This is a genomic window from Sphingopyxis sp. BE259 (assembly GCF_031457495.1).
Lineage (GTDB): Bacteria > Pseudomonadota > Alphaproteobacteria > Sphingomonadales > Sphingomonadaceae > Sphingopyxis.
Genome location: NZ_JAVDWM010000001.1, coordinates 2,216,291 through 2,241,445 on the forward strand (window position 1 = coordinate 2,216,291; position 25,155 = coordinate 2,241,445).

The 25,155-nt window shown below is 62.7% G+C and carries 25 protein-coding genes; 13 read left to right on the plus strand and 12 right to left on the minus strand.

Going from position 1 to position 25,155, the window contains the following annotated elements; all coding sequences use genetic code 11:
• Positions 1-3: 3 nt before the first annotated feature.
• The gene (gene mgtE, locus J2X44_RS10710) at positions 4-1,458 is read left to right on the plus strand and encodes a magnesium transporter (RefSeq protein ID WP_310083596.1); all 1,455 of its coding nucleotides are present in this window, start codon (positions 4-6) and stop codon (positions 1,456-1,458) included.
• Positions 1,459-1,692: 234 nt separating this feature from the next.
• The gene (locus tag J2X44_RS10715) at positions 1,693-1,821 is read left to right on the plus strand and encodes an entericidin A/B family lipoprotein (protein WP_293647339.1); all 129 of its coding nucleotides are present in this window, start codon (positions 1,693-1,695) and stop codon (positions 1,819-1,821) included.
• A 45-nt stretch (positions 1,822-1,866) separates the two neighbouring features.
• On the opposite strand, the gene tatC is transcribed toward J2X44_RS10715, so the two are convergent.
• The 9 genes from tatC to J2X44_RS10760 form a co-directional block, all read right to left on the minus strand.
• Entirely contained in the window at positions 1,867-2,676 is an 810-nt protein-coding gene (tatC, locus tag J2X44_RS10720; RefSeq protein WP_310083601.1) for a twin-arginine translocase subunit TatC, read from the minus strand.
• Positions 2,673-3,053 carry a Sec-independent protein translocase protein TatB gene (gene tatB, locus J2X44_RS10725; RefSeq protein WP_310083603.1) on the minus strand — a complete coding sequence of 127 codons (381 nt, stop codon included), beginning with the start codon at positions 3,051-3,053 and terminating at the stop codon, positions 2,673-2,675. Before tatB ends, tatC begins: the two co-directional genes overlap by 4 nt.
• A gap of 32 nt (positions 3,054-3,085) precedes the next feature.
• The gene (locus tag J2X44_RS10730) at positions 3,086-3,319 is read right to left on the minus strand and encodes a twin-arginine translocase TatA/TatE family subunit (RefSeq protein ID WP_405053363.1); all 234 of its coding nucleotides are present in this window, start codon (positions 3,317-3,319) and stop codon (positions 3,086-3,088) included.
• A 25-nt stretch (positions 3,320-3,344) separates the two neighbouring features.
• A complete protein-coding gene (gene scpB, locus J2X44_RS10735; protein WP_310083607.1) occupies positions 3,345-3,938 on the minus strand; it encodes an SMC-Scp complex subunit ScpB in 594 nt (197 codons plus the stop codon).
• Positions 3,935-4,723 carry a ScpA family protein gene (locus J2X44_RS10740; protein WP_310083610.1) on the minus strand — a complete coding sequence of 263 codons (789 nt, stop codon included), beginning with the start codon at positions 4,721-4,723 and terminating at the stop codon, positions 3,935-3,937. Before J2X44_RS10740 ends, scpB begins: the two co-directional genes overlap by 4 nt.
• An 8-nt stretch (positions 4,724-4,731) precedes the next feature.
• Positions 4,732-5,739 carry a beta-N-acetylhexosaminidase gene (gene nagZ / locus J2X44_RS10745; RefSeq protein ID WP_310083613.1) on the minus strand — a complete coding sequence of 336 codons (1,008 nt, stop codon included), beginning with the start codon at positions 5,737-5,739 and terminating at the stop codon, positions 4,732-4,734.
• A 108-nt stretch (positions 5,740-5,847) separates the two neighbouring features.
• A complete protein-coding gene (locus J2X44_RS10750) occupies positions 5,848-6,621 on the minus strand; it encodes an SPOR domain-containing protein (RefSeq protein WP_310083615.1) in 774 nt (257 codons plus the stop codon).
• Positions 6,621-8,348 (minus strand): arginine--tRNA ligase, encoded by a 1,728-nt coding sequence (gene argS, locus J2X44_RS10755; RefSeq protein WP_310083617.1) that lies wholly within the window; start codon positions 8,346-8,348, stop codon positions 6,621-6,623. The genes J2X44_RS10750 and argS overlap by 1 nt, the downstream gene beginning before the upstream one ends.
• 135 nt (positions 8,349-8,483) lie before the next feature.
• Positions 8,484-9,155, minus strand: a complete 672-nt coding sequence (locus J2X44_RS10760; protein WP_310083619.1) for a hypothetical protein — start codon at positions 9,153-9,155, stop codon at positions 8,484-8,486.
• Positions 9,156-9,316: 161 nt separating this feature from the next.
• On the opposite strand from J2X44_RS10760, the gene ispH reads away from it, so the two are divergent.
• The 4 genes from ispH to J2X44_RS10780 all read left to right on the plus strand — a co-directional run bounded on the left by ispH (position 9,317) and on the right by J2X44_RS10780 (position 12,990).
• The gene (gene ispH / locus J2X44_RS10765; protein WP_310083622.1) at positions 9,317-10,303 is read left to right on the plus strand and encodes a 4-hydroxy-3-methylbut-2-enyl diphosphate reductase; all 987 of its coding nucleotides are present in this window, start codon (positions 9,317-9,319) and stop codon (positions 10,301-10,303) included.
• Positions 10,303-11,265 carry a homoserine kinase gene (gene thrB / locus J2X44_RS10770; protein WP_310083624.1) on the plus strand — a complete coding sequence of 321 codons (963 nt, stop codon included), beginning with the start codon at positions 10,303-10,305 and terminating at the stop codon, positions 11,263-11,265. The genes ispH and thrB overlap by 1 nt, the downstream gene beginning before the upstream one ends.
• The gene (rnhA, locus tag J2X44_RS10775) at positions 11,262-11,732 is read left to right on the plus strand and encodes a ribonuclease HI (RefSeq protein ID WP_310083626.1); all 471 of its coding nucleotides are present in this window, start codon (positions 11,262-11,264) and stop codon (positions 11,730-11,732) included. Before thrB ends, rnhA begins: the two co-directional genes overlap by 4 nt.
• A 322-nt stretch (positions 11,733-12,054) precedes the next feature.
• Entirely contained in the window at positions 12,055-12,990 is a 936-nt protein-coding gene (locus J2X44_RS10780) for a hypothetical protein (protein ID WP_310083630.1), read from the plus strand.
• A 6-nt stretch (positions 12,991-12,996) separates the two neighbouring features.
• On the opposite strand, the gene J2X44_RS10785 is transcribed toward J2X44_RS10780, so the two are convergent.
• Positions 12,997-14,217 (minus strand): hypothetical protein, encoded by a 1,221-nt coding sequence (locus J2X44_RS10785; RefSeq protein ID WP_310083632.1) that lies wholly within the window; start codon positions 14,215-14,217, stop codon positions 12,997-12,999.
• 70 nt (positions 14,218-14,287) lie between these two features.
• Between J2X44_RS10785 and J2X44_RS10790 the strand changes: the two genes are divergently transcribed.
• The 4 genes from J2X44_RS10790 to J2X44_RS10805 are packed head-to-tail and all read left to right on the plus strand — an operon-like array spanning position 14,288 to position 20,413.
• A complete protein-coding gene (locus tag J2X44_RS10790; protein WP_310083633.1) occupies positions 14,288-15,058 on the plus strand; it encodes a hypothetical protein in 771 nt (256 codons plus the stop codon).
• Positions 15,055-17,244 carry a hypothetical protein gene (locus J2X44_RS10795; protein WP_310083636.1) on the plus strand — a complete coding sequence of 730 codons (2,190 nt, stop codon included), beginning with the start codon at positions 15,055-15,057 and terminating at the stop codon, positions 17,242-17,244. The genes J2X44_RS10790 and J2X44_RS10795 overlap by 4 nt, the downstream gene beginning before the upstream one ends.
• Complete coding sequence (locus tag J2X44_RS10800; RefSeq protein WP_310083639.1) at positions 17,241-18,290, plus strand: TniB family NTP-binding protein; 1,050 nt, start codon at positions 17,241-17,243, stop codon at positions 18,288-18,290. Before J2X44_RS10795 ends, J2X44_RS10800 begins: the two co-directional genes overlap by 4 nt.
• Before the next feature lie 20 nt (positions 18,291-18,310).
• The gene (locus J2X44_RS10805) at positions 18,311-20,413 is read left to right on the plus strand and encodes a TniQ family protein (RefSeq protein WP_310083642.1); all 2,103 of its coding nucleotides are present in this window, start codon (positions 18,311-18,313) and stop codon (positions 20,411-20,413) included.
• Positions 20,414-20,583: 170 nt separating this feature from the next.
• Here the strand turns inward: J2X44_RS10805 and J2X44_RS10810 are convergent, their stop codons facing one another.
• Together J2X44_RS10810 and J2X44_RS10815 are read right to left on the minus strand one after the other, a co-directional pair.
• Entirely contained in the window at positions 20,584-20,760 is a 177-nt protein-coding gene (locus tag J2X44_RS10810; protein ID WP_310083646.1) for a DUF1508 domain-containing protein, read from the minus strand.
• Positions 20,761-20,850: 90 nt separating this feature from the next.
• Complete coding sequence (locus tag J2X44_RS10815) at positions 20,851-21,981, minus strand: FAD-binding oxidoreductase (protein ID WP_310083648.1); 1,131 nt, start codon at positions 21,979-21,981, stop codon at positions 20,851-20,853.
• 101 nt (positions 21,982-22,082) lie between these two features.
• On the opposite strand from J2X44_RS10815, the gene J2X44_RS10820 reads away from it, so the two are divergent.
• From J2X44_RS10820 to J2X44_RS10830, 3 genes are read left to right on the plus strand one after another with little or no spacing between them, the layout of a single operon-like run.
• The gene (locus tag J2X44_RS10820) at positions 22,083-22,565 is read left to right on the plus strand and encodes a prepilin peptidase (protein WP_310083651.1); all 483 of its coding nucleotides are present in this window, start codon (positions 22,083-22,085) and stop codon (positions 22,563-22,565) included.
• A gap of 54 nt (positions 22,566-22,619) precedes the next feature.
• Positions 22,620-23,654, plus strand: coding sequence for a Flp pilus assembly protein CpaB (gene cpaB / locus J2X44_RS10825; RefSeq protein ID WP_310083654.1), 1,035 nt, complete (start codon positions 22,620-22,622; stop codon positions 23,652-23,654).
• Position 23,655: 1 nt separating this feature from the next.
• Positions 23,656-25,134, plus strand: coding sequence for a type II and III secretion system protein family protein (locus J2X44_RS10830; RefSeq protein ID WP_310083656.1), 1,479 nt, complete (start codon positions 23,656-23,658; stop codon positions 25,132-25,134).
• The last annotated feature ends 21 nt before the right edge of the window (positions 25,135-25,155 follow it).

The following is a 25,155-nucleotide window of genomic DNA, read 5'->3' on the forward strand; positions in this document are numbered from 1 at the left end:
GCGATGGACAACCGCGAAGATTCCCGGTCCGCCGAGGATGTCGCCATCACCGACGATCGCGACCGCGATGCCGCGGTGCGCGAGACCGAAACCGAACTCGACGAGGACGACCGGCTAAGACCCCAATTCGTCCGCGACGTCATCGAGCTGGCCGAAGCCGGCGAAGGCGAAGCGGCGCGCGAGCGCATCGGCCGCCTGCACCCTGCCGACATCGCCGACCTGTTCGAACTCGCGCGCAGCGACGAGCGCCCGATGCTCGCCGCGGTGCTGGGCAACATGCTGTCCGCCGACGTCCTGTCGGAAATGAACGACTATGTGCGCGAGGAGCTGATCGACCTGCTCGCGCCCGAGCAAGTCGCCGAACTCGCCGCCGAACTCGATACCGACGACGCCGTCGCGATCATCGAGGATATGGAGGCGGACGAGCAGCAGGCAGTGCTCGACGCGATGGAGCCCGAAGATCGCGCCGCGATCGAGGACGCCCTCTCTTTCCCCGAGGAATCCGCCGGGCGATTGATGCAGCGCGACCTGGTGGCGGTGCCAGAGCATGTCACCGTCGGCGACGTCATCGACCGGCTGCGCGAAGATACCGACCTGACCAGCGATTTCTGGGAAATCTTCATCGTCGATCCGATGCACCGCCCGGTCGGCACCTGCCAGCTGAGCTGGATTTTGCGCACCCCGCGCGACATCGCGATCAGCGATGTGATGAAGCGCGAACAGACGTTGATCCCGGTCGACATGGACCAGGAAGAGGTCGCGCTGCGTTTCCAGAAATATGCGCTGATCTCCGCCGCGGTCGTCGACAAGGCCGGACGGCTCGTCGGTATGATCACCGTCGATGACGTCGTCCATATCATTCAGGAAGAGGCGGGTGAGGACATCTTGCGCCTGTCGGGCGCTGGCGACGGCGACATCAACGAACCGATCCGCGAGACATACAGCGCGCGGGTGCGCTGGCTGGTCGCCAACCTCGGCACCGCGCTGCTTGCTTCCTCGATCGTCGGATTCTTCGGCGGTGCGATCGAACAGATGGTGGCGCTCGCCGCGCTGATGCCGATCGTCGCCGGGGTGGGCGGCAATGCGGGAACCCAGACGCTGGCGGTGACGGTGCGCGCGCTCGCGATGAACCAGCTCACCGATTCCAACAGCTGGCGCGCGATCTGGCGTGAAATGAAAATCGCCTTGCTCAACGGCGCGACGATCGCGCTGCTGGCGGGGACAGCAACCGCGATATGGTTCGCCAACCCGCAACTTGGCGCCGTTATTGCCGCGGCGATGGTCGTGAACATCTTTGTGGCGGGCGTCGCCGGGGTCGCGATCCCGCTGTTGCTCGACCGGGTCGACCAGGATCCGGCGGTCGCGAGCTCCATTTTTGTCACCATGACGACCGACTCCATGGGCTTTCTGGCCTTCCTGGGCCTCGCAGTGGCGAGCGGCCTGACCACCATGGGCTAATCAAGATATTGGAATCAAAAGTCGATTCCGCAGCCCAAAAATGGTGCAAAAAAAATTTCATCGGCCGCATTTTTTTCGGGAACTTATCCGACATTTGGCTCGTTTCCCATTCGAGCAGCGATCATCGCCCCCCCGCAGCGCTGCTCAGCAACATTGGCCCGGCCCGCATTTCCCTCCCCCCCCTCGAAAGCGCGCCGGGCCATTTTGCATCCCCATCCAGAGAGGTTCGAAAAAATGACGAGTTTCCGCGCTATCATTCTCGCCGTTTTGGCAAGTGTCGTCGTCACCGGCTGTAACACCGTCAAGGGTGCGGGCCGCGACATCGAATCGGTTGGTCAGGCTGGCAGCGACGCCATCGACTGATCGGGCGATTTGACCGGGCGACTGGCCCCGGTTTATCCGCTTACCCTAAGCCTCTTCGAGAGGCTCGACAGGCGCCTCTCCGGCGCCTGTTTTGCGTCGGCGCTGGGTAAACCAGATCGCAAACAACGACATTTCGTAAAGCAGGATCAGCGGGATCGCGAGCAGGAACTGACTCAGAATATCGGGCGGGGTCGCCACCGCCGCGATCGCGAAAGCGGCGACGATCATGTAACGCCGCGCCGACACCAGTTGCTCACGCGTCACCAGCCCCGACCGTTCGATCAGCATCAGCAAGATCGGCAGCAGGAACGCGATACCGAACGCCATGATAAACTGCATGATGAAACTGAGATAATTGGCGACCGACGGCAGCGCTTCCTGCTGAATCCCGCCCATGTCGCCCTGATAGCCGAGCAGGAATTTCAGCGCGACGGGGACCGTGACGAAATAGGCCAGACAGGCGCCCGCAGTAAACAGCACCGGGGTCGCGAACAGGAACGGCAGCAGCGCCCGCTTTTCCTTTTTGTACAAGCCGGGAGCGACAAATTTCCAAAGCTGGTTGGTGATGACGGGAAACGCGATCATCATAGATGCGAACAGCGCGACCTTGATCTGGACGAAAAAGGCCTCGAACAGCTGGGTGTAGATGATCTTGCCCTGCCCCGCGGCGACGAGCGGCTGGACCAGGATGCTGAAAATCGGTTCGGCGTAATAAAGGCATACGCCAAACGCCAGTCCGATCGCGATCAGCGATTTGAGCAGCCGCGACCGCAGCTCGATCAGATGATCGAGCAGCGGCATCTTGCCACCCGCGCCGTCATCTTCACTGGCGGTGATCGGCGTTTCGGCGGTCATGGCAGCGGCCCGTCGCGCGGCGGCACGACATGCGTTTCAGGGGGCGTCGCGGCCGCGGCCTGATCCGCATCGGGTTCGCTGCGCTTGCCTGGTTCGGGCAGCGCCGGGGCAGTTGAGGGTGGTGTATTCACGTCGTCGATGCGCGGAAATTCGCGCATGATTGCGTCATTCTGCTCGCGCCATTGCTTTTCCAGCTCTTCCAGTTCGGCCTCGCGCATCATCGTGTCGAGCCCGGAGCGGAAATGGCGCGCCATGCCGCGCGCCTTGCCCATCCATTTGCCCACGAACCGCATCGCCTTTGGCAAATCCTTGGGGCCGATAACCACCAGGGCCACCACAATGACGAGCAGCAGCTCGGTGGGCGCAACGTCAAACATGAACTAGAACTTCCCCCGCAGCCGGACAGCAATCAGAGCTTGTCGTGCTCGGCGGTGGGCGTGGTTATCGGGGCGCCGTCGGGTGCGCGCTGGCCCTCGATGTGCTTGGGCGCCGCGGGCGGCGTGTCGTCTTCGGCCATGCCCTTCTTGAAACTTTTGATGCCCTTGGCAACATCGCCCATCATATCGGAAAAACGGCCCTTGCCGAACAGCAACAGGACGAGGATGCCGACGATCAGCCAATGCCAGATGCTGAAGCTACCCATGTCAAAATCTCCTTGAGGCGCTTATCTAGGCCTCTTCACCGTCTTTTACTAGGTCCAGCTCGCCCATAGCATCATCAAAAGCGAGGTCGACCGGATCGAGCAGACCCGCCGCGCGCAGATCATCGATGCCCGGCAAATCCTTGCGGCTGCTAAGGCCGAAATGCTGCAAAAATGCGTCGGTGGTCTTGTAGATCAGCGGCCGGCCCGGCACCTCGCGGCGTCCAGCGGGCGCGATCCACTCGGCCTCCATCAGCACGTCGAGCGTGCCTTTCGACGTCTGGACGCCGCGGATCGCTTCGATCTCGGCGCGGCTGACCGGCTCATGATAGGCGACTATCGCCAGCACTTCGGCGGCAGCGCGCGACAGCTTGCGCGGATCGTCGCGTTCGCGGCGCAGCAGATGGGCGAGGTCGGCAGGGGTCTGAAAATGCCAATGGCCGCCGCGTTCGACCAGTTCGATGCCGCTGCCCGCATGGCGCTGCGCGATCGCCTCGATGATCGCGCGCACCTGCCCCGGCGTCATCGCGTCGCCCAGCCGCCCGACGATCTGCCGCGGGTCGAGCGGTTCGTCGCTGGCGAACAGCATCGCCTCAATGGCGCGTTCCAGATCGTCGATCATGCGGGTTGTTGTCCCATCGGGGCTGCCTTCAGATAAAGGGGTTCGAACGCCCCATCCTGTTTCAGATCGACCCGGCCCTGCCGCGCCAGTTCGAGCGCCGCAACAAAACTAGACGCGATCGCCGACCGGCGTAGCGGGCCGACATAGTCGGACGGCAAGAAGTCGGCGAGTTCGGCCCAGTCGAGCTTGATCCCGATCATCCGCTGCAAATGGTGAAGCGCCGCGTCGAGCGTGACCACCGGGCGCCGCGACACCATATGCACGACGGGTTCGGAGCGCAGCTTGACCTGGCCATAAGCCGCCAGCAGATCGTAAAGGGTGGCGTCCCAGCGCCGCAGCTTGACGTCGCGCAGTCCCTCGGGTTTCGCGCGCAGAAACACGTCGCGGCCAACCCGGTCACGCGCGAGCAGCCGCGCAGCGGCTTCGCGCATCGCCGCAAGCCGCTGCAACCGCAATTGCAGGCGCAGCGCCAGTTCGTCGGGCGAGGGCTCCTCGAGCGGATCCTTGGGCAGCAGCAGCGCCGATTTGAGATAGGCAAGCCAAGCGGCCATCACCAGATAATCGGCGGCGACCTCCAGCTTCAGCTGGCGCGCCTCGGCGATGAAAGTCAGATATTGTTCGACCAGCGCCAGGATCGAAATCTGCTTGAGATCAACCTTCTGGCTGCGCGCCAGCGCCAGCAGCAGGTCGAGCGGCCCTTCCCAGCTTTCGAGCGAAAGTTGCAGCGCATCGTCGCGCTCTGGCGCCGCGGGGGTTAGTTCGAAATCAAGCGCCAGTTCGTCCATCACCCGGCTTACGCGACCGCGAGCAGCGCGTCGCGCTGATCGACCAGCGTCGCGAACGCACGGTCGTTGCCGACCCCCGCTATGCGGTCCATCGCGCCCTCCAGCCGCGCGCGCGACACGGTGCTGATCGGGTCGAGCGCGTTGGCGATGCCGATCATGTCGTCCATCTTGCCCCAGCAATTGAGCGCGATGTCGCAACCCGCCGCCACCGCATCGGCAGCGCGCGACGGCACATCGCCCGACAAGGCTTTCATATCTAGATCATCGGACATCAGCAGCCCATGAAAACCGATGCGCTGGCGGATCACGCTGTCGATGATGATCGGCGACAAGGTTGCGGGTCGGTCGGGATCCCACGCTTCGAATATGACATGACACGTCATTGCCATCGCCGCGTCGCGGAGCGCGGCGAACGGCGCCAGATCGGTCTGCAAATCGCGGTCGGGGGCGCTTACCACCGGCAGGGCTTCGTGCGTATCGAGCAGCGCGCGGCCGTGGCCGGGGATATGTTTGACGATGCCGACGACGCCGCCGTCCTGCAACCCGCCGAGGATCGCACGGCCGAGCGCGGCCACGCGCATCGGCTCGCTGCCCAGCGCGCGGTCGCCGATGACATCGCTGGCGCCCGGCTGGCGCACGTCGAGCAGTGGCAGGCAATCGACGTTGATACCGACTTCGGCGAGCATCGCGGCGAGTGCCATTGCGTTCAGCCGCGCCGCCTCGATCGCGCTCGCCGGGGCGCGGTCATACAGCGCATCAAACGTCGCACCGCTTGGGAACAGCGGCCATTCGGGCGATTTCATCCGCGCGACGCGGCCGCCCTCCTGATCGATCAGGATCGGCACGTTGGCGCGCCCATCGAGCGCGCGCAGTTCGTCGGTCAACCGCCGCAGCTGCTCGCGGTTATCGATATTGCGCCCGAACAATATGTAGCCCGCAGGATCGCTATCCCGGAAAAATGCGCGCTCGTCTTCGGTAAGGGTCAGTCCCGACAGGCCGAAAATAGCGGGTATCATCGTGCATCAACCTCCGTCGGTCGCCGCGCCCTCACGCGGCGACCAGGGCATGCATCATGCCATAACGGCCCAATTGCACCAACGGAGTCTGCGGCCAAGCGGGCCAAATCAGCGAACGACGACGCAATTTTCGCCCGCAACGCGCAATTTTCCGCACAAGTTCGCAGCGTTAGCCGCGGTTCCCGCCGAAACGCGCAGGCGATAGACGGTGCCGTCGCCGACCTTTGCCGGTGACACCGACTTGTTGAGGTCGGCCAGATAGGCAAAGCGTTTTGACAGGTTGGTCCACGCCTTGGCCGCCGCCGCATCGCTGCTGAACGCGCCGAGCTGGATCATCGCCGACCCGACCGCTGCAGGAGCGGGCGCGGCCTTTGGTGCCGCGGCGGGTGCCTTGGCCGGTGCCGCGACAACCTTCGGAGCTGCCTTTACGGGCGCGGGCTTAGGCTTCGCTTTCGCCACCGCGGCCTTGTCCGCCGCTGCTTTCGCGGCTTCACGCTCCTGCGGCGTCACCGCCGGCTCTTCGGGCATGCGCGTCGGATCGACCTTGCCCGCGGGCTCGGCGCCTTCGCTGGCCGAGAAGCTGGCATCGCCCTCGCCTTCAAAGGTCTTGGCGCCATCATTCTTCGGCGCGACTTTATAATTGCCCTCCTGCGCCGCGATCAACTCGCCCTTGCCGCGCGCGCCGCCGTTCTGGACCCACCACAGGCCGCCCAGCACCGCCCCGATCAACAGCAGTCCGCCGAGCACCATCACCAGCAAGCGCGCGGGCGAAACCTCGCCATCTTCCTCGACCCCATCGGCGGCTTCGAGCCATGGCAGGCGATCTTCGCTCTCCAGCCCCAGCCCCGCATCGCCCTGGTCGGCGTTCTTGTCCTCGGCCATCAGTTCATCTCCTCGAGCGCCTCTACCCCCATCAGGTGCAGCCCGTTGCGGATAACCTGCCCGATTCCATCGGCCAAATAAAGCCGGGTCGCGGTCAATTCGGGGTCATTTGCCAAAATGACACGGGCGTCGGGCCGATCGTTACCAAGGTTCCACCACGCGTGGAACGCCGCCGCGACGTCGGCGAGATAGAAAGCGATACGGTGGGGTTCGCGGGCCGACGCCGCTGCCGTGACGATCCGCGGGAATTGCGCGAGCAGTTTGACGAGGCCGAGTTCATACGCGTCGAGGCGGGCCGCGTTCGGCGCCGCGGGCGCAACGCTTGCTTCGGCCAGCTTGCGTTTCAGCGACGCAATCCGGGCATGGGCATATTGGACATAGAAGACCGGGTTGTCGCGCGATGCCTCGACCACCTTGGCAAAGTCGAAGTCCATTTGCGCGTCGGCTTTGCGCGTCAGCATGGTGAACCGCACCGCATCCTTGCCGACCTCGTCGACGATGTCAGCCAGAGTGACGAAATTGCCCGCCCGCTTCGACATTTTGAACGGCTCGCCATTCTTCAGCAGCCGCACCATCTGGACCAGCTTGACGTCGAATTTCTTCTTTCCGTCGGTCAGCGCGGCCACCGCCGCCTTGATCCGCTTGACCGTTCCGGCGTGGTCGGCGCCCCAGATGTCGATCAGTTCGTCAGCCGTCTGGCTCTTTTGGAAATGATAGGCGAGGTCGGCGCCGAAATAGGTCCAGCTGCCGTCCGATTTCTTGATCGGGCGATCCTGATCGTCGCCGAATTTGGTCGAGCGGAACAGCGGCAGTTCGACCGGCTCCCAATCCTCGGGCGTCTCGCCCTTCGGCGCTTCCAGCACCCCGTCATAGACGAGGTCGTGCGCGCGCAGCCATTTCTCGGCGTCAGCGGGTTTGCCCGCCGCCTGCAACTCCGCTTCCGACGAAAACAGATCGTGATGGATGCCCAGCTTGGCCAGATCGGCGCGGATCATGTCCATCATCGCGCTAACCGCTTCGGCGCGGAACAGGCCCAGCCACGCGCTTTCAGGCGCGCCGACGAAGCGGTCGCCATATTCGGCCGCCAGCTTGCCCGCGACCGGGACCAGATAATCGCCGGGATAAAGCCCCTCGGGGACCGCGCCGATCGCCTCGCCCAGCGCTTCGCGGTAACGCAAATGGACCGAGCGGGCGAGAACATCGACCTGGCCCCCGGCATCATTGACATAATATTCGCGGGTGACATCGTGGCCGGAAAATTCCAGCAGCGCCGCCAGCGCGTCGCCAACCACCGCGCCGCGGCAATGGCCGACGTGCATCGGACCGGTCGGGTTCGCCGACACATATTCGACATTGACGCGCCGCCCCTGCCCCAAGGTCGAACGGCCATAGTCCTCGGCCTCGGTGTGGATCAGCGCCAGTTCGTCGCGCCAGCTGCCGTCGGCAAGCCGCAGGTTGATGAAACCAGGACCCGCAACGCTTGCCTCGGTCACTTCGCCCAGCGCGGCGAGTTCGGCGACCAACAGATCGGCCAGCGCGCGCGGGTTCATGCCCGCGGGCTTGGCGAGCACCATAGCGGCGTTGGTCGCGACATCGCCATGCGCCGGATCGCGCGGCGGTTCGACACTGATCGCGGCGCGATCAAGTCCCGCGGGCAAAGCGCCTTTGGCGACCAGCGTGTCGAGCGCGGTGCCGATATGGACGGAAAGACGACTGAACAGGGTCACGGGCTGGGCCTATCTTCGATCGGGAAAAGTCTTGCGCGCGCCCTATCGCAGCTTGGCACACGCGAAAAGCCCTGCGTCGCCCGAACGGCGCGCAGGGCGAAATTGGGCGAACGGCGCCAAAGCGCCGCCGCGATCCTATCGTCGGACGTTATATTCGAGCTGTTCCTGCGTCAGCTGGAAACCGATCAGCAGTTCAAAGCTGGCGCGCTGCACCGCGGCGCGCACTTCGGGCTGGCTCAGCGGATCAATCGCGGCGTCCTGATCGCCCGCCTTGCGCTTGCGCGTGATCCGTTCCTGAATGTCGGCGGGCAGCGTCGCGGCGGCGCGGTCGACATAGGCCGATGCCTGCGCCCGGCCGGTGCCGCGCGTCTGTCCTTCGGCGAACGAAACCACCACATTGCCCAACCGCTTGGCGACCACGGCGGTGCCGCCCTGCAACACGGTACCGTAATAAGGCAGGGTTACCGAGCGCGCCGGACCGGCATCGCGGCGCGTCGCGACGACGTCGAAACTGGCGAGCTGATAGACTTTTTCGGCGGCATCATTGCACTGCGGCGTCACATTGGTGATCGCGGCGACGATGTCGATGGCGCGCGCATCGCGGCTGGTCGCCGGATCGAACAGCGTGACGTCGCCGGTGTGCAGTGGCACGCCGACCGCCGGACAGGCGCTGCGCGTCGCGGTGATGCCGACCCCGCTGGAAACGTCGATGTCGTTATCCTTCGCACAGCCCGCCGCCGTCGCCATGGCTGCCGTGCAGCACAGCACGGTCAGGAATTTACGCGACGGAAACGAAATGGACATCATGATAATCAGGCTTTCCAAACAGGCGCGCGAACCAGGCTCAGGTGCTTCGGGACGGTTGATCCCGCTTCATGCGCGCCGCTTCTTATCGGTGCGATGAACGCGGCGCAACGGTGCGAAGCGGCTTTACGCTATATGGCCTGCTGCGCTAGAGCGCCCACATCATGAATACACCCCATCCGACGCCCCGCCCGAATGACGGCGAAACGCCAGAACTTCGGGTTTTGATCGCCGCCCCGCGCGGCTTTTGCGCCGGCGTCGATCGTGCCATCCGCATTGTCGAACTGGCGATCGAACGCTTTGGCGCGCCGGTTTATGTGCGGCATGAAATCGTCCACAACCGCTATGTTGTCGACACGTTGAAGGCGCAGGGGGCGATTTTTGTCGAATCGCTCGACCAGGTGCCGGACGGCGTCCCCGTCGTGTTCAGCGCCCATGGCGTCCCCAAGGCGGTGCCCGCGAAGGCGGAGATGCGCGGGCTCGACTATATCGATGCAACCTGTCCGCTGGTGTCGAAAGTCCACCGCCAGGCCGAACGCGCGCACGAATCGGGGCGCCATATAGTCTTTGTCGGCCATGCCGGTCATCCCGAGGTCATCGGCACGCTGGGCCAACTGCCGGTCGGTTCGATGACCTTAGTCGAATCGGTCGATGATGTTGCGGCCCTGGCACCGCCCGATCCCGCAATGCTGGCCTTTCTGACCCAGACCACCCTGTCGGTTGACGATACGCGCGACATCATCACCGCGCTCCAGCACCGTTTTCCCGCTATAACGGGTCCGCGCGGCGAAGATATTTGCTATGCGACGTCGAACCGCCAGGATGCGGTCAAGGCGATCGCGGGCGATTGCGATCACATGATCGTCATCGGCGCGCCGAACAGTTCCAACAGCCTGCGCCTGGTCGAGGTCGCACAGCGGATGGGAACCCCGGCGCATCTGGTCCAGCGCGGCAGCGACGTCGATCCGGGCTGGCTGACCGATATTGCAACGCTGGGGATCACCGCAGGCGCCAGCGCGCCCGAAACGCTGGTTCGCGAAGTGATAGAGGCGGTCGCGGCGCACCGCCGCATCGTCGAAGACGTCGTCGTGACGGTCGAGGAAAACATGGTGTTCAAACTGCCGCGCGGGCTGGAAACGTCTGCGGCCTGATGGCGGTCTATACCCACGTCGATCCGGACGACCTTGCCGCGCTCGTCGCCCGTTACGCCATCGGCACGGTCCAGTCGTGCAAGGGGATTGCCGAAGGGGTCGAGAACAGCAATTTCCTGTTAGAGACGACCGGCGGACGGTTCATCCTGACGCTGTATGAAAAGCGGGTGAGCGAGGGCGACCTGCCCTTCTTCGTCGATCTGCTCGACCATCTCGCAACCAGCGGTTCACCAGTCCCGGCCATGATCCGCGACCGCGAGGGCATCGCGGTTCAGCAGATTTCGGGCCGCGCCGCCTGTATCATCCAGTTTCTGCCGGGCATCTCGCTGACCCACCCGACCTCCGCCCAATGCGAGGCGGCGAGTGCCGCGCTCGGCGCCATGCACCGTGCCCTCGCGGGATATGGCGAGACGCGCGAAAACAGCATGGGGCATCGCCATTGGCAGGACGTCGCGACCGCGACCGGCGATCTCGACGCGGTGCGACCTGGCTTGCAAGCGATCGTCGATGACGAGCTTTCCTATCTGGACACGCATTGGCCGACCGATCTCCCCGCCCACGTCATCCACGCCGACCTGTTTCCCGACAATGTGTTGATGCTCGGCGACCGGGTTACCGGGTTGATCGACTTCTATTTCGCCGCCAGCGATTTCCGGGCTTATGATCTGGTCATCACCCATGCCGCGTGGACCTTTTCCGCCGACGGCAACATTTGCGACCAGGCGCTGGCCCAGGCGCTGATGCGCGGATATGCGCGCGAAATTGCCCTGACCGATGCCGAAATTGCCGCCTTGCCTACCCTAGCCCGCGGCGCGGCGCTGCGTTTCCTGCTGACCCGCGCGCATGACTGGGTTCATACCCCCGCCGACGCACTGGTCACCCGCAAGGATCCGACGCCCTTTCTGGCCCGCCTGCTGCGTTACCGCGCCGCCGACGCCGCCAATCTGTTCGCCGCCGCATGACCGACACCCGGGCAAAGACGGTGATCGTCGCAACCGACGGCGCGTGCAAGGGCAACCCCGGCCCGGGCGGCTGGGGCGCGGTGCTGCGCTGGGGTGACGTCGTAAAAAAACTGTCGGGCGGCGAACCCGATACGACGAACAATCGCATGGAATTGCTGGCAGCGATCGAGGCGCTCGCCGCGCTCAAGCGCCGCTGCAACGTCGAGCTGTCGACCGACAGCGTCTATGTCCGCGACGGCATCACCAAATGGATCTTTGGCTGGCAGAAAAATGGTTGGAAAACTGCGGCCAAAAAACCCGTCGCCAACGCCGACCTATGGCAACGACTGCTGGCAGAGGCCAAGCGGCACGACGTCGAATGGCTGTGGGTCAAAGGCCATGCCGGGCACGGCGACAACGAGATCGCCGACCAGCTCGCGAGCGATGCCGCGCTGGAAATCGCGCGGGCGCTGATAGATAGGGCGTAAGTTGTCCCGTTGAAGCGCTCTACGCGTTGAGTAGCCGGTGCTTCTGCCACTTTCCAGTCCCGAAACTGCCGGTTTTACGTGACGAGCGAGACAACTTCGCTTTTCAGAAAACACCATAACTTGTCCGAGCTGTCCACCATTCGCTGACCCGACCATGAGTGCGGAACGGTGGAACCAACGGCGCGGAAAGACGATCGCCAACATAACAGCGCGATCGAGACCTGACGACAAACCAATTCAACGATGAGCCGACTTTCGTCGGCGCAATTGCCGACGCTCGTCTTCGCGACGCTCGTCTTCACATCCTGCAACGGAGGAATTTATGAATTCCGACGACCCTGACCTGTCGCTCGTCGCGCCTCATCGACGCGACGAGGTGCGACGACGCATCGGCGTGCTAAGCGCCTACGTGAAAAACCCTAGTGTCAAAGCAGCCAAGGATGCAGCAGCCGATTTGGGACTATCCCTGACCTCCTTCTACACTCTTGTGCGTGCATGGTCCGAAAGGCGAGCGGAACTCTTGCCAGGTGCGGGTCGCTCCCGGCAACGCAAGGATGATCTAACCGAAGATCAACGTAACATCTTCGAGGAGGTCGCAAAAAACGCGCAGACGGCCGTCCTGCAAAGGGCGATCGAAAATGCCGAGAAGCTCGCGAAGGCACGCGGGGTCGCAATGCCGAGTTGGAACACTGCGCGTCGCCACCTTCGCAAGTTGATCGGAGCACGCCTTTCAAACACGTCGATCGCAGCCGGTGCCACCTATGCGGTGGATTATGTCGCACTCGATGTGCCGGTCAAGGATGGCACCCTGATCATCATGCCGGTCGCCGCTATCGTGTTGCGCATTGACGATGCTGCTATTGTGGGAGTCGATCTCTCGAGTGCAGGCCCGTCACCGAAAAACGCAATGTCAGCAATCGAGATGGCGCGCTCCTCAATCCTGCGCGATGGGACGCTGGAAACAGTTCTTGCCCTTGAAATATTTCCGGGCGACGAGTGGCGAAGTTTCTTGGAAGGGCTGCGCGGCTTACCTGTCAAACTTCGCGTCTTCGAGCGTGAAGCGCTGGGACGCAAAGGACCAGCTGCGACGATGCTACCTGCAAAGATCGCTGGCATCAGTCTCAAGCCCCGTCTCGCGGGGCGTGATCGTCAACGGAGGCTCGCTACGCTTCCTGCCGGGGCAGAACCACTGACCCTGGCAGATGCCAACGCCTTCGTGCGGGAGCGTTGGGCAATTTCCGGAGGTGGGGTAAGTTAGTCGTCGCTATCTCTCCGGATCTACCATTGGCGGAAGAAGCAAAGCCAGTGCTGACGCGCACTCACGTCCCAAGGAAACGGTTGAGGCAAGACGATCTCGGCCATCCCGCCACCGATCGACGGCCTTCAATATAGTTTTCAACGCAAGAGCATCTCCGGTCTCCTCACTAACTTCAGAGTTCGTGACCTGCGATCCGGTCACTTTCGTAACCGCATCGATCAGGACATTCCGCCGGTCAGCATTGTGATGTCGGACCGCCTCCCCAATGAGCGCCGTCGCGTCCTTCAGACTCACTATTCTTGCTGCAGACATCCCGTTGGCGGGCGGCTCCCCACGGGCATACGCGCGCGGATGCAGGCTGACACGTCCAATGCGGTGTCCGAGCAGCTTGATCAATTGGCGTCCGAAACGACGCTCACCAGAATTCACGATCTCAATGCTACTCTGCGGCGAGATCAGGAGCCCAGCGAAATTGCCGAAGCCTTCCGGCGTGACGATGCGTAAGCGCCCGGGTATCTGGCCGGCGTCCCCCACGTCGTCGTAGTCTGCGGCTGAGTTGAATAAGGTCTCCAACAGCATTGTGCCGGATCGGGAGATCGGTCCTGCGGCCCAGCCGAGGATAATGCGGCTGGCTGACTCAACCGCGAGGCAGACGGCAACGATATGGCCGCCTTCGTCGATCGCGGTGCGCATTGCGGTGCCGCTGAAATCGACGAGAATCTCGGAGCCGAGTTCCTGCTCTATGACCTCTGGATCCGCTGACGCCCGCGCCGAAGCATCCCGCAACAGCCTGGTCGCGGTCTGCCTGGAGATCGCATCCGCCGACTGGGCGATCAGTTGCTCAACCAGTATCGACGTATCGGCATTTTTGCCTGCATCCTTGACTAACTTCAACGCGAGTTCGGATGCACCTTCCTTGCCAAGGCCTACTCTGCGTGGGGCTCGGCCAATGAAAGGAGTAAGGGAGCGCAATGATCGATCGCGCTTCCACCTCTGGCGCAGACGGAAAAAGGCAATACGATCCATGCCGGCCTTTATTGCCGCGTCGGACAACGGCAGCCGACGTTCCTCATCCATCACTGCATCCAGACGCTGCAAGGCGATGTGTAGGCGATCGGGCGCCATAGACCGCGCAATTGCCCATTCCTCAGCTGGCACAACGTCGCCCCATGCCTCGTGCATAAGAGCTTCAAGCAACGAAAACTGATCGGGATCCGTCCTGCTCATGTTGCATACTTAGATGAGTATGTTGACGAACGCCACCATCGATCTTACTTAAGCGATGTTGCGCACTTAAATGAGTATGTTCATGGGGCTTAGGTTTCACGCGGAAGGTTGGCCCGAGGGGCTGGATATCTCACTCACTCCGCTGCGCAGGGTGATCAGGCGCGCATCCGTTATCTGCAACGGCTGGCATCGCACGCACAAACACCCTCTTGGCTATCTGCCTGGCGAGTCGCAGAACGAGCTGCTGGTTCTTGTGCTAGCTGAGATGGATCCCGGCGTTACGGCAATCGCTGCGCAGCCGATCAAGATCACCACGTCGACGCGCTCAGGCTGCCTTTTCTCGCACATCCCCGACTACGCCATGGTGCTGGATGGCACCGGCGTGCTCGTAGAGGCTAAGCCTGCCGACAAGGCGGCCCGCCCCGACACAATCGAAAGGCTCCGCAGGGCGGCCGACTACGCCAGCGACGGCGGCTACGACTACAGGTTGGCGTTGCGGGACGAGATGCTCGTGGACCCTCGGCTGCCTGGCATCATGAAAATCTGGCGTCAGTTTCGTCCCGGAGCAGACGAAATATTGCGGCTGCGCGCCGCTAGCGTTTTAAGAAAGGGCAGAATCCCGATCCGCGACCTACTGACAGAAATTCGCCACGGCGGGAACTTGGACGCGACCTTTGAGGACGTCCTAGCGCTGATCGCCGCAGGCCATGTGTTCTTTGATCACGACATGCCCGTCGACGATGGCGCCTTGGTGCGGTTTCCGGATCGCAGCGGCCTGCCCGACACGCTGCTACCCGCTCGGCGCCCGCGCGATCCGATCGGCTTGGAGGTGCGCACGTGAGTTATGCCCATATCGTCGGCGGTGCGTCGATCAAATACATCAACCAGCGCTGGGACTTCCAGCGACGACAGGGCGCGCGAACCGAATGGCGATCTGACACCACCTACGAAGTCGTCAATTTCACCGATTTTGAGCTGCAGAAGCGCATTCGGCTGGGCGAGATCGTTCTCAACGATGGAGACGGAATCGTCCCCGTCGAAGGCAAGCCTTCGGCCATTCACGGCGTCACGAAGGCAAGCCCGCAGGATGTCGAGGAAGGTCGTCGTGCGCTCATTTACGTCTTAGCCATTCACGAAGCCGGTCTTTACGGCGTCAGGAACCGCCCGGATGAGTGGAAGTCATGTATCGCCGACACCCATAAGCGCTATGGCCAGCAGTGGGGTAAGCTTCGCGGCCAAGGGATGGGCAACCCCGTTGCTGCGCCATCGCTCAAAACGGTCCAAAGAATGGTTGGCAATGGCGGCGCGAACCCGACACTTGAGAAGCTGATCCCGCGACACCGGGCCAAAGGCAATCGAGATCGCCGTTACGACGAAGCCCTTTTCGAATTCATTATGGAGAAGGTCGACGAACAATATCTACAGCGGCCAGCGATCAATATTAACGACTTCAAGTCTTGGCTCGATGTCGAGACCAAGAAGGAAAACGTCCAGCGATCGGCTGCAGGCTTGTCAGCGTTCCCGATCGCTGGAATTACGGCTATCGAGAATTGCATCGCGGAATTCGATCAGGAAGAGGTGGTCAGACGACGCTACGGCGAGCAAGCCGCATTCATCTCCTACGGGTCGGCTGAGGCGCAGAAGGCACCAGAAGCGCCGCTTGATAGAGCGGAATTCGACGCCACCGTTACGGACTTGTTCGTGGTTGACGATGAGACGATGCTTCCGCTCGGTCGGCCGACTTTCGTTGGCGGCAAGGACCGTTGCACCGGCATGCCGCTGAGTTGGACGATCACCTTCGAAAAGCCGAGCATCCTCGCGCTGAGCCAGAGTATCCGCAATGCCGTCCTTAGCAAAGACTACGTGGAGGAGCTTAATAACACCGCCGGCTGGAGCATCCGCCATAAGTGTGAGACGTTCGGCGTCCCACGCACGCTAGTTTTGGACCGCGGACTGGAGAATCTCGCTGAGAGCATCGCTGTCATGGCGACGAAGCTCGGCATCAATCGCATCCTTATCATGGGCCGCAAAAAACCTTGGTTGAAGGGTGCGATCGAACGGATGATCCGGACCATGTCGGAAGCCGTGCTCCACGTCGCACCCGGCACAACCTTCCACAACGCTCTGATGAAGATGGGCTATAATCCGGAGAAGGACACGGTCATCACCGTCTCTGCCCTCGATCACGCACTCCACAAGTTCTTTATCGACATCTACCCCCGGGGCGGCGAGCGAACGCACAACAACAAGCGCCGCATCGACGTTTGGCGCGATCTCACGCGAAAGAATCCGGTGCGGAGCGTCGGTGACGTTCAGAACGTCAACCACCTATTCGGCCGGACGGACTATGCCGTCCCCGGACGGCACGGGATCAATTACGAAAACATGCAGTTCTTCTCAACGCGCCTGTTGGCTGAACGCAAATCTGCCAAATTCCAGAAAGCGCTCGAGCGTCAAGGCGGCAAGATTCAGTTCCACGTCGATCCCGCTGACCTCGGCGCCATCCATGTTGTGCTCCCGCACCTCGACGAGACCATCCGCGTCCCGGTTGCGCCCAAGTGGACGAACTATGCCACCGGTCTATCTCTGTGGAATCACCGCCGCATCCGCGAATTCGCCCGAGACAGCAGCAGGAGTGCCAACGAAGCCGACTCGCTAACCGAGTGCAAGGCCGAACTCATCTCGATGTTGCGCGAACAGATGCAGGGGCGCCGAGGCACCGTCAGGGCCGCTCAAACTGTCGCACGCATGGAAGGAGTCAACCGGATCGCACGTGCCGGCAATGATGCCGCTACGACGGTGCCCGGATCGGCGGCTCATGAGCGGCAGGAAGAGGCTAAGGCAATCCAGGCTGCCAGGGACGCCGTCGCAGAATCGAGACGTCGGCCGACTTCGCGCCGGCGCCCCGACCGGCGTGGTAAGGAGATGATGAAGGTCACTCCTGTCCAGCCGGTGGATACGAGCTCGTCCGGCGTCCTCGACATCGGAGGCTCCGCGCCCCTTAAGAAGAAGGGCTTCAAGCCGTGAGCGATGACGTTCCTTGGTCCCGAATGTCGAAAGATGCTCGGCTTTCACAGTTGGGCAAGCTGTTCGTCGAGCGCGAAATCGAAACCCAGATTTATTCGATCCTAGACAAGATGCGCGCTTCGCGGCTCATCTATGACGAGCCGCGCAATGCAGTCATCACCGGAGAGACCGGCGTGGGCAAGTCGAAAATCTTCTCACGCTACCTTGCCATGAATCCGACGAGACGACACGAAGACGGCAATCTAGTGCGGCCAGTCGCCCTCGTAGACATCCGTCACAGTTCATCACCTCGGGCTGTTGCGCAGTCCATCCTTCTGGGCTTGGGAATCACCAAAGGCCTCCAAGCCGCCAACGTGACTGACCTCGCCCGCCAAGCGAAATACAATCTGGTCAGGCAACGAGTAGAACTCGTGATGCTCGACGAGTTCCACAACACGCTGACGGACGCCGGTAACGTGCGGGAGGAAACCAGGTCCAACCGCATCGCAGAATGGGTCAAAGATCTGTGTAAAACGAAGGACCGCACTCCCGAGTGGCCCGATGGCACGACGGACGAAAATATTCCGTTTGTGATGATTGGCACGCGCAAAGTGCTAAACATCGTCAATGCCGACCAGAATCCGGAATTGGCATCACTGACACCTTTCAACGTCAGCATCCCTCGATATCGCTTCGAGGGAGAGGGCGGAATCGAGGAGTTCGAGACCTTCCTCGTCAAGCTCGACAACGAGCTCCCCTTCGACGACTTCAGTGGGCTCGCACAGAATGGCATGGCGGAAAAGATCCACATCGCCACCTATGGCCTGCTTCGGCAGATCCATCACCTCGTCACCTACGCAGCGGAGCTCGCAATTATCGAGGGCGACGCAGGCATCCGCGAACATCACCTTCATCGTTCCATCGAGGATCAGCGTAACCTGCTCCAATCCAACCTCCTTGTTGATGGGGAGGAGAAAGGACGAGTGGTCGTTAATCCTTTCGCACCGCCAAGCCTGACACGAGAGACTGCGCGCCCGATGGCAAAGAGTGGTTGCAGGTCGAGGTGAGCGCGACACCTGAGCACGGTATGCTACCACTTGTCGTCCGCCCGTTTAGTGGGGAAAGCGTGGTCAGTCTGATCGGGCGTCAGGCCAATGCTCTCTGCGCGCCCTTCTCCGCCGTCTGCACCCACCTCGGCATAAACGCGAATTTCATGCTCTCCGACGAGAGTTGGACCCGCCTGGCAAACGCGATCGGCGTGGAGGAAAAGGACCTGTCCGGCATGCGCCGAACGACGGTTCGGCTCGGACAGGAAAGCGGAGGAGTCGGGATACTCGGACTTACCCTGCGCCATCACCTCGTCAATCACGGGGCGCTCCGCGTCTGCCCCTCTTGCCTTGACGAAGATCTTCCCATGCTAGAGCGTTGGGACATCGTCCATGCACCTGTGTGCTTGCGCCATTGCGCTCAGTTGGTAGACACCTGCCGGTGTGGCCGTCCACTGTCCCGTCGGCGTCGCGGATTCAAGATCTCAAACAGCTGTCCGTGCGGTTCCCCCTACGCCACGCTGAACGCGCCGCGCGCCCGCCCTGGCCTGATGGCGATGGGAACGATCATCGACAATGCGCTGACGGGATGTTCGCAGGAAAGCCTAGACCCTGCATTGCGAGGTCTGCCCCTATCTGATCTGCTTTGCTTGGCGCACGTGGTGGGCTTTGCCGCCACCACCTTGGCGAGCGATGACCCGAATGTTGAGCTCCGTGGGGCGGTCTATGGATCGGTTAGCATCGGAGCGGCCCTAAAGGACGTCGCAAGCATCGCAGATCTCATCGAAGCAGCGGTGCCGCACCTCGCTACATGGAGCGACACCTATCCTACGTTACTTGCCAACGTCGCTTGCCGTAACGAGGCGGCCGGAACCAAGAGTGCGGACGCAGTGTTTGCCACGACCATCGGCAGGATGCTGCGCCGCCCTCCACGTGGTATCGACGGAATCCCTCTCTCCTGCATGACAGAGCAGGTGGAGCGCTTCTGCGAAAACATGTTCGGCATCAAGCCACGTAAGAAGTCGCACCGACGCGATAGTCCTGTAGGACGCAAGGTTGCGCAACATATCTCTCGACGCAAAATCGCAGCGACGCTTGGGGTAGGCGCACAGTCGCCTGCGCTTACACGAATCTTCGACGAGGTAGTCCGCACCCTTGATCAAGAAAACGCGGCCACTTCGACTAGCGCAAAGGTCTTGGCAAAGCGGGTCGAGGAGTTGGTCCTCCGGCGCTGGCATAATACCAACGGAACGCTTTCGTTGGACGAAGCATCGCGTCGGCTTAGCCACCCACGCTCCACCCATTCGCCCAGCGACTGGATACATCCTCAGCTCCTTGTGCCGATCGATGTGGGACAGCACGGAGTAGACGGTGTCCTCTCCAAACGGCGCAACGGCATATCGTTTCTAACATCGGACGTGGAAACCATGCGTGACAGGATCGCTGAACGCACGCAGACGGTGGCGACAGACTCCGAGATGGAAGGTTACGCATCCTTCGCTCAGTGCAGGAAGTTTCATGGTGGTGGTTGGCCGAGGAGAGAGTTCCTACTCGCCTTTCTCGCTGGTCGCATCCCCGCCCGCTCGCCGATCAACCGGCCACACATCGCTGACATTTGGTTTGAGACGAACGCCGTGCGAAATCTCGCACTGGAATACAGGATCAGGGCCGTCCTGGCAAAGGACTCGTTCGCCATCGCATACCGATGTCGCTCTCTCGTGGCCGAACTCTGGGGCGGGACTGCCGAGGATCTCTCCGACTATCATCTGCGGCATCTGCGTCGAACAGAGGCGATCCGCTTCAAAGACGTCCGCAACACAACCGAAGGTCGCGACAGGCCCCTCTACCACTATTCGATGGTTGACCTGCTCGAACGCGCACGCCTGATCCAGGGAGCAAGCATAACGACACTTGTGGACCGGTTGATCGATAAGAACCGGGCTAGCCGCGCCGTAGGCATGCGGATTACCGTCGATGCCGAGCAGGCATCCGCCAACACCTACCTAGCGGCGCTTGCTTCAAATGCCGCCAGCTCACTCCCCGGCCGCAAGAAGGCTATGGTGGAAAACTTTGACAATTCGCCCCCGCCGCCCGGATGGCGGCGTGGAAGCGGTGCACTAAGGCCACCAATCGGTCCAGCCTGACATGATGCTCGGACAACTTATGCCGGCATCATACTTAGTCAGAGACATCTTTTGAGAGGTCGACGGACATCTTCATGAATTTACAGAGCGGCCCCCACCGAGCGAGGAAAAGCTGATGCCGGACAACTTATGCCCGGTCTATCAGGCGCGCTGAGCGCCCGCGCGACCGATTACTCGGCGTCGCGAACTTCGGCGCCGGGTCCGTTTTTCAGGATCGACTCGATGGCATTCTTTGCCGACGCTTTGCTTGCGTAGCCTTCGGTCCAGAAGATGCTTTCGCTGTTATATTTGAAATAGGCGACGAACTCGCCGGCCTTGTTCTTCTTGATCTCAAAATAATGCGCCATGCCATCCTCCACGGGTCATCGCCGCGTCGGGGGTGGCGCGACATCACCATGGTAAGCCGACCGCCGCCCCGCGCAAGCCGTTGAATGGGATCAGCGAAAACGTGACGCCGCGAAGGGCGCGGGATCGACCGCGGCGATGTCTCCGACGGGTGGCGGCGCGCCGAGCTCGGCGGCGAGCAGCCCCGCGATCGCGGGTGCCGTCTGGATGCCAAAGCCGCCCTGCCCCGCGCACCAGACAAACGCAGGCTGGTGCGGATCGGCACCGAACACCGGGATGCGATCAGGGGCAAAACTACGCAGACCCGCCCATTTGCGTTCGACCGCGGCGATCGGCCAGTCGACCACCGATTGCAGCCGGTCGATCGCGATCGCAACGTCGATCTCCTCCGGCGCGGCATCGTGCGGGTCGACCGGGGTTTCGTCGTGCGGGCTGAGCCAGACGCGCCCTTCGCTCTCGCCCTTGAAGTAAAATTGGCCGCCGACATGGATAACCAGCGGCAGCGCGGCAGGCACCGCCACCCCCAATCGCAACTGGAGGACGGTGCGGCGATAGGGCTGGATGCCGACCGGCGCGACGCCGCACGCCGCCGCCACCCGGTCCGCCCAGGCTCCAGCGGCGTTGACGATTACCGCCGCGTGGATCGCTTGCCCGCCGATCTGCACCTCCCAACGGTCGCCGACCCGCCGCGCCGATTCCAGCGACGCGCGCGTCGCGATGGCCGCTCCGGCGCGCCGCGCGGCCCGAAGATAGGCGGCGTGAAGTCCCCCGACGTCGATGTCGCTGCACGCAGCTTCATAGGCGGCCTCGCTCCATTCGGGGCGAACGCCGGGGATTTTTGTCGCGATTTCTGCGCTGTGCATCCGCTCGACATCGACACCCTTGGCGATGAACTCGGCGGCAAAGGCATCGACCGCCGCCGCTTCCGAGCGATGACCGATCGTCAGCGCGGCGCGCGGCGACAGGAAGCCACGGTCTGAAAATCCGGGCTCCGGGTGGCTGAGGGTCGCAAAGGACGCAACCGACAGCGGTTGCACCCGCGGTCCGCCATAGGTTTCGTGCCAGAACGCCGCCGACCGGCCAGTGGCGTGATACCCCGGCGTTTCTTCCGCCTCGATCAGCATGACGCCGCGATACGGCGCCAGCGCGGCGGCCAGGCTGGCGCCGGCAATGCCCGCGCCGACGATCAGCACGTCGGTGGCGGAAGGCGGCGCGTCGGTCATGCCTCGCCGCATATCCATTGGCACACGGAATGCAAGCGACGCCGTCGGCGTGGGCCAGCATGGTTACCCTTTGGTAAGCCATGTTGCGTAGGAGGGCGCCAATGGACAGCGGCACGATCTCTCTTGGCCTGATGGCCATTCTTGGCCTGTTGATGATCGCCGCGGCGATCAGCGACCTCAGGTCACGGACCATCTCCAATGAACTGAACGCGGCGATGGCGGTGCTCGCGATCCCCTTCTGGATCGCCAGCGGCCTTGCCGTCTGGCCCGACGTGCCAATCCAGCTCGGCGCGGCCTTTGCGGTCTTCCTCGTCTTTGCCGGATTGTTCGCGATCGGTGCGATGGGCGGCGGTGATGTCAAGATGATCGGCGCCGTCATGCTGTGGATCCCGCTGCCGCTGTTCCTGCCGATGCTGATGGTCATGGCGGTCGGGGGGGGCATCCTGTCCGCGGTGATGCTTATCCATATGAAATTGCGGCGGTCCGAAAAACCGGTGGAGGTTCCCTATGGGGTTGCCATCGCGGTGGCGGGGCTTTGGGCGCTTCACCAACAATATCTTAACCAGTTTCAGGCTATCGGTTGAACCTGAGGGCAAACACGGCCGTGTCTGGCTGGTGTTAGGAGGCGAAAAATCGTCATGGATACGCGAAAGATTATGCTGATCGTCGGCGCGCTGGTCATTGCGATCGGCGCAGCGTTCGGGGTCAACCAGATGATGCGCGGGGCTTCCGCTCCCGAAGCGCGTGCTGCAGCGGCGCCGGACATAACCGGTCCGATGATCCTGGTTGCGACGCGCCAGCTGCCGGTCGGGACGATTATCGGCCCCGACAGCTTCCGCTTTCAGCCTTGGCCGAAAGAGCTGGTCGAAAAAGCCTATTTCATGAAGGAAAAGACGGACGTCAACACGTTGGTCGGCACCGTCGTGCGCTATCCGATCACCGCCGGTCAGCCGCTGACCCAAGGCGCGCTGGTCCATCCCGACGATCGCGGCTTCCTCGCCGCGGCGCTTGGCCCGGGCATGCGCGCCGTGACAGTCAAGGTCAGCCAGGAACAGGGCGTTGCCGGTTTCGTCTTTCCGGGCGACCGCGTCGATGTGCTGCTGGCACAGACGATTGCGATCAAGGAAGGCAGCTCCTATCCCGACGAGCAGCTCTTCACCGCCGAAACGATTGTCCGCAACGTTCGCGTGCTCGCCACCGACCAGCGCTATGACGCCGAAGACGAAACCGGCAAGACCCCGGTTCGCACCTTTGGCTCGGTCACGCTGGAGGCGACGCCTGAACTCGCTGAACGGATCGCCGTTGCACAGAGCATGGGCAAATTGTCGCTCGCCCTGCGTCCGCTGGCGGAAAGCACCGGCGAACTGGAAGCGGCGATCGCGTCGGGCGACATCAACGTTCCCGAAAAGGGCGGCAGCGTCGCCGAACGCCGGATGCTGGCGCAGGCCCAGGCTCGCCCCGTGACGGCCAAGTCGGCAACGACCGGCGGCGACGTGTCGCGGTTCTGGATCCCGGTGCGCGGCCGCGTCGGCGGCGGCGGAAACCCGCAACCGATGGTGAATAACGCACCGTCGGCTCCGTCGGGAGGCAATTATGGGCCGGCATCAAGTGGTCCGGTCGTCCGGGTCACGCGCGGCGAAAAGACCACCGTCGTTCCGGTTGGGGGAAAGTAAGATGAACAGCAAAGCCAATTTCAAGGCAGCGGCCCTCGCCCGCACCCTGGCCATCGGCCTGGTGGCAGCGGCCCTGGCATCCGCTCCGTCGCTGCCGGCAGCCGCCCAGGCGACCCAGAATGCGAGCAGCAGCATCGACCTGTCGGTCGGCCGCGGCCGCCTGATCAGCCTGCCCGCCGCGATGACCGACGTTTTCGTCGCCAATGACGAAGTCGCCGACGTCCAGGTGCGCTCGGGCCGACAGCTCTATATCTTTGGCAAAAAGCCTGGCGAGACCAGCATTTATGCCACCGATGCCAGCGGCCGGGTCGTTTTTTCGACCGTCGCCCGCGTCGGCAACAATATCGAGACGATCGACCAGATGCTGTCGCTGGCCATGCCCGACGCCAGCGTTTCGGCCAACACGATGAACGGCTTTGTGCTGCTCACTGGCACGGTCCAGTCGCCCGACGACGCAGCCGAGGCCGAACGTCTGGTCCAGGCCTTTGTCGGCGACACGACCAAAGTCCTGTCCCGCCTTCGCACCGCGACCCCGCTCCAGGTCAATCTGCAGGTCCGCATCGCCGAGGTAAACCGCACGTTGGTCAAGGAAATCAGCGGCAACGTGCTGACCCGCGACCGCGACGGCCCGCTCGGCAACGGCTTTCTGGGTAGCGTGTTTCGCGGCCGCAACGCCGGCACGATCACCTACAACGCCGACGGCAGCACGACGTATGGCATCAACAACCAGGCGGGTACCAACAGCCTGGCCGGCGCCGGCCGTCTGTTCGGCCTCGATCTGATCGCCTCGCTCGATCTGGGCGAACGATCGGGCATGGTCGTGACGCTGGCGCAGCCGAACCTGACCGCGATTTCGGGTGAAACCGCCGACTTCCTGGCGGGCGGCGAATTCCCGGTCCCGATCCCCGGCAACCTCGCCGGGACGACGATCGAATATCGCAAATATGGCGTCAGCCTGGCCTATACGCCGACGGTGCTTTCGAACGGGCGCATCAGCCTGCGCGTCCGCCCTGAAGTATCGGAACTGTCGACCGAAGGCGCGATCGAGATGGAAGGCTTCCAGATCCCCGCGCTGACGATCCGCCGCGCCGAAACGACGGTCGAGCTGGGATCGGGCGAAAGCTTCATGATCGCGGGCCTGATGAACAACCGTTCGATCGGCGCGATCGACAAGATGCCCGGCTTGGGCGACGTGCCGCTGCTCGGCATGTTGTTCAAATCGGACAGCTTCCGCCGCGGCGAGACCGAACTGGTCATCGTGGTGACGCCTTATCTGGTACAGCCGGTGTCGGCCAACGACATCAAGCTGCCGACCGACGCCTATCAGAACGCCAATGACTTGTCGCGACTGCTGCTAAACCAGGAAAACTCGGGCGTGACTGGCGGGGATCGACCGAAGCCGCGGCTCGACACAAGCGTCGGCGATGCCGATCGCCCGCGGGGCACCGGCGACGCCTCGCCCGGCTTCAGCATCAAGTGACGCACGGAATTCAGGGAGCAA

Excerpts from the sequence above, each read along its gene's own strand:
- mgtE (WP_310083596.1), top strand. The coding sequence starts at position 4 with ATGGACAACCGCGAAGATTCCCGGTCCGCCGAGGATGTCGCCATCACC.
- J2X44_RS10715 (WP_293647339.1), top strand. The coding sequence starts at position 1,693 with ATGACGAGTTTCCGCGCTATCATTCTCGCCGTTTTGGCAAGTGTCGTC.
- tatC (WP_310083601.1), bottom strand. The coding sequence starts at position 2,676 with ATGACCGCCGAAACGCCGATCACCGCCAGTGAAGATGACGGCGCGGGT.
- tatB (WP_310083603.1), bottom strand. The coding sequence starts at position 3,053 with ATGTTTGACGTTGCGCCCACCGAGCTGCTGCTCGTCATTGTGGTGGCC.
- J2X44_RS10730 (WP_405053363.1), bottom strand. The coding sequence starts at position 3,319 with ATGGGTAGCTTCAGCATCTGGCATTGGCTGATCGTCGGCATCCTCGTC.
- scpB (WP_310083607.1), bottom strand. The coding sequence starts at position 3,938 with ATGATCGACGATCTGGAACGCGCCATTGAGGCGATGCTGTTCGCCAGC.
- J2X44_RS10740 (WP_310083610.1), bottom strand. The coding sequence starts at position 4,723 with ATGGACGAACTGGCGCTTGATTTCGAACTAACCCCCGCGGCGCCAGAG.
- nagZ (WP_310083613.1), bottom strand. The coding sequence starts at position 5,739 with ATGATACCCGCTATTTTCGGCCTGTCGGGACTGACCCTTACCGAAGAC.
- J2X44_RS10750 (WP_310083615.1), bottom strand. The coding sequence starts at position 6,621 with ATGGCCGAGGACAAGAACGCCGACCAGGGCGATGCGGGGCTGGGGCTG.
- J2X44_RS10760 (WP_310083619.1), bottom strand. The coding sequence starts at position 9,155 with ATGATGTCCATTTCGTTTCCGTCGCGTAAATTCCTGACCGTGCTGTGC.
- ispH (WP_310083622.1), top strand. The coding sequence starts at position 9,317 with ATGAATACACCCCATCCGACGCCCCGCCCGAATGACGGCGAAACGCCA.
- thrB (WP_310083624.1), top strand. The coding sequence starts at position 10,303 with ATGGCGGTCTATACCCACGTCGATCCGGACGACCTTGCCGCGCTCGTC.
- rnhA (WP_310083626.1), top strand. The coding sequence starts at position 11,262 with ATGACCGACACCCGGGCAAAGACGGTGATCGTCGCAACCGACGGCGCG.
- J2X44_RS10780 (WP_310083630.1), top strand. The coding sequence starts at position 12,055 with ATGAATTCCGACGACCCTGACCTGTCGCTCGTCGCGCCTCATCGACGC.
- J2X44_RS10785 (WP_310083632.1), bottom strand. The coding sequence starts at position 14,217 with ATGAGCAGGACGGATCCCGATCAGTTTTCGTTGCTTGAAGCTCTTATG.
- J2X44_RS10790 (WP_310083633.1), top strand. The coding sequence starts at position 14,288 with ATGAGTATGTTCATGGGGCTTAGGTTTCACGCGGAAGGTTGGCCCGAG.
- J2X44_RS10805 (WP_310083642.1), top strand. The coding sequence starts at position 18,311 with ATGCTACCACTTGTCGTCCGCCCGTTTAGTGGGGAAAGCGTGGTCAGT.
- J2X44_RS10810 (WP_310083646.1), bottom strand. The coding sequence starts at position 20,760 with ATGGCGCATTATTTTGAGATCAAGAAGAACAAGGCCGGCGAGTTCGTC.
- J2X44_RS10815 (WP_310083648.1), bottom strand. The coding sequence starts at position 21,981 with ATGACCGACGCGCCGCCTTCCGCCACCGACGTGCTGATCGTCGGCGCG.
- J2X44_RS10820 (WP_310083651.1), top strand. The coding sequence starts at position 22,083 with ATGGACAGCGGCACGATCTCTCTTGGCCTGATGGCCATTCTTGGCCTG.
- cpaB (WP_310083654.1), top strand. The coding sequence starts at position 22,620 with ATGGATACGCGAAAGATTATGCTGATCGTCGGCGCGCTGGTCATTGCG.
- J2X44_RS10830 (WP_310083656.1), top strand. The coding sequence starts at position 23,656 with ATGAACAGCAAAGCCAATTTCAAGGCAGCGGCCCTCGCCCGCACCCTG.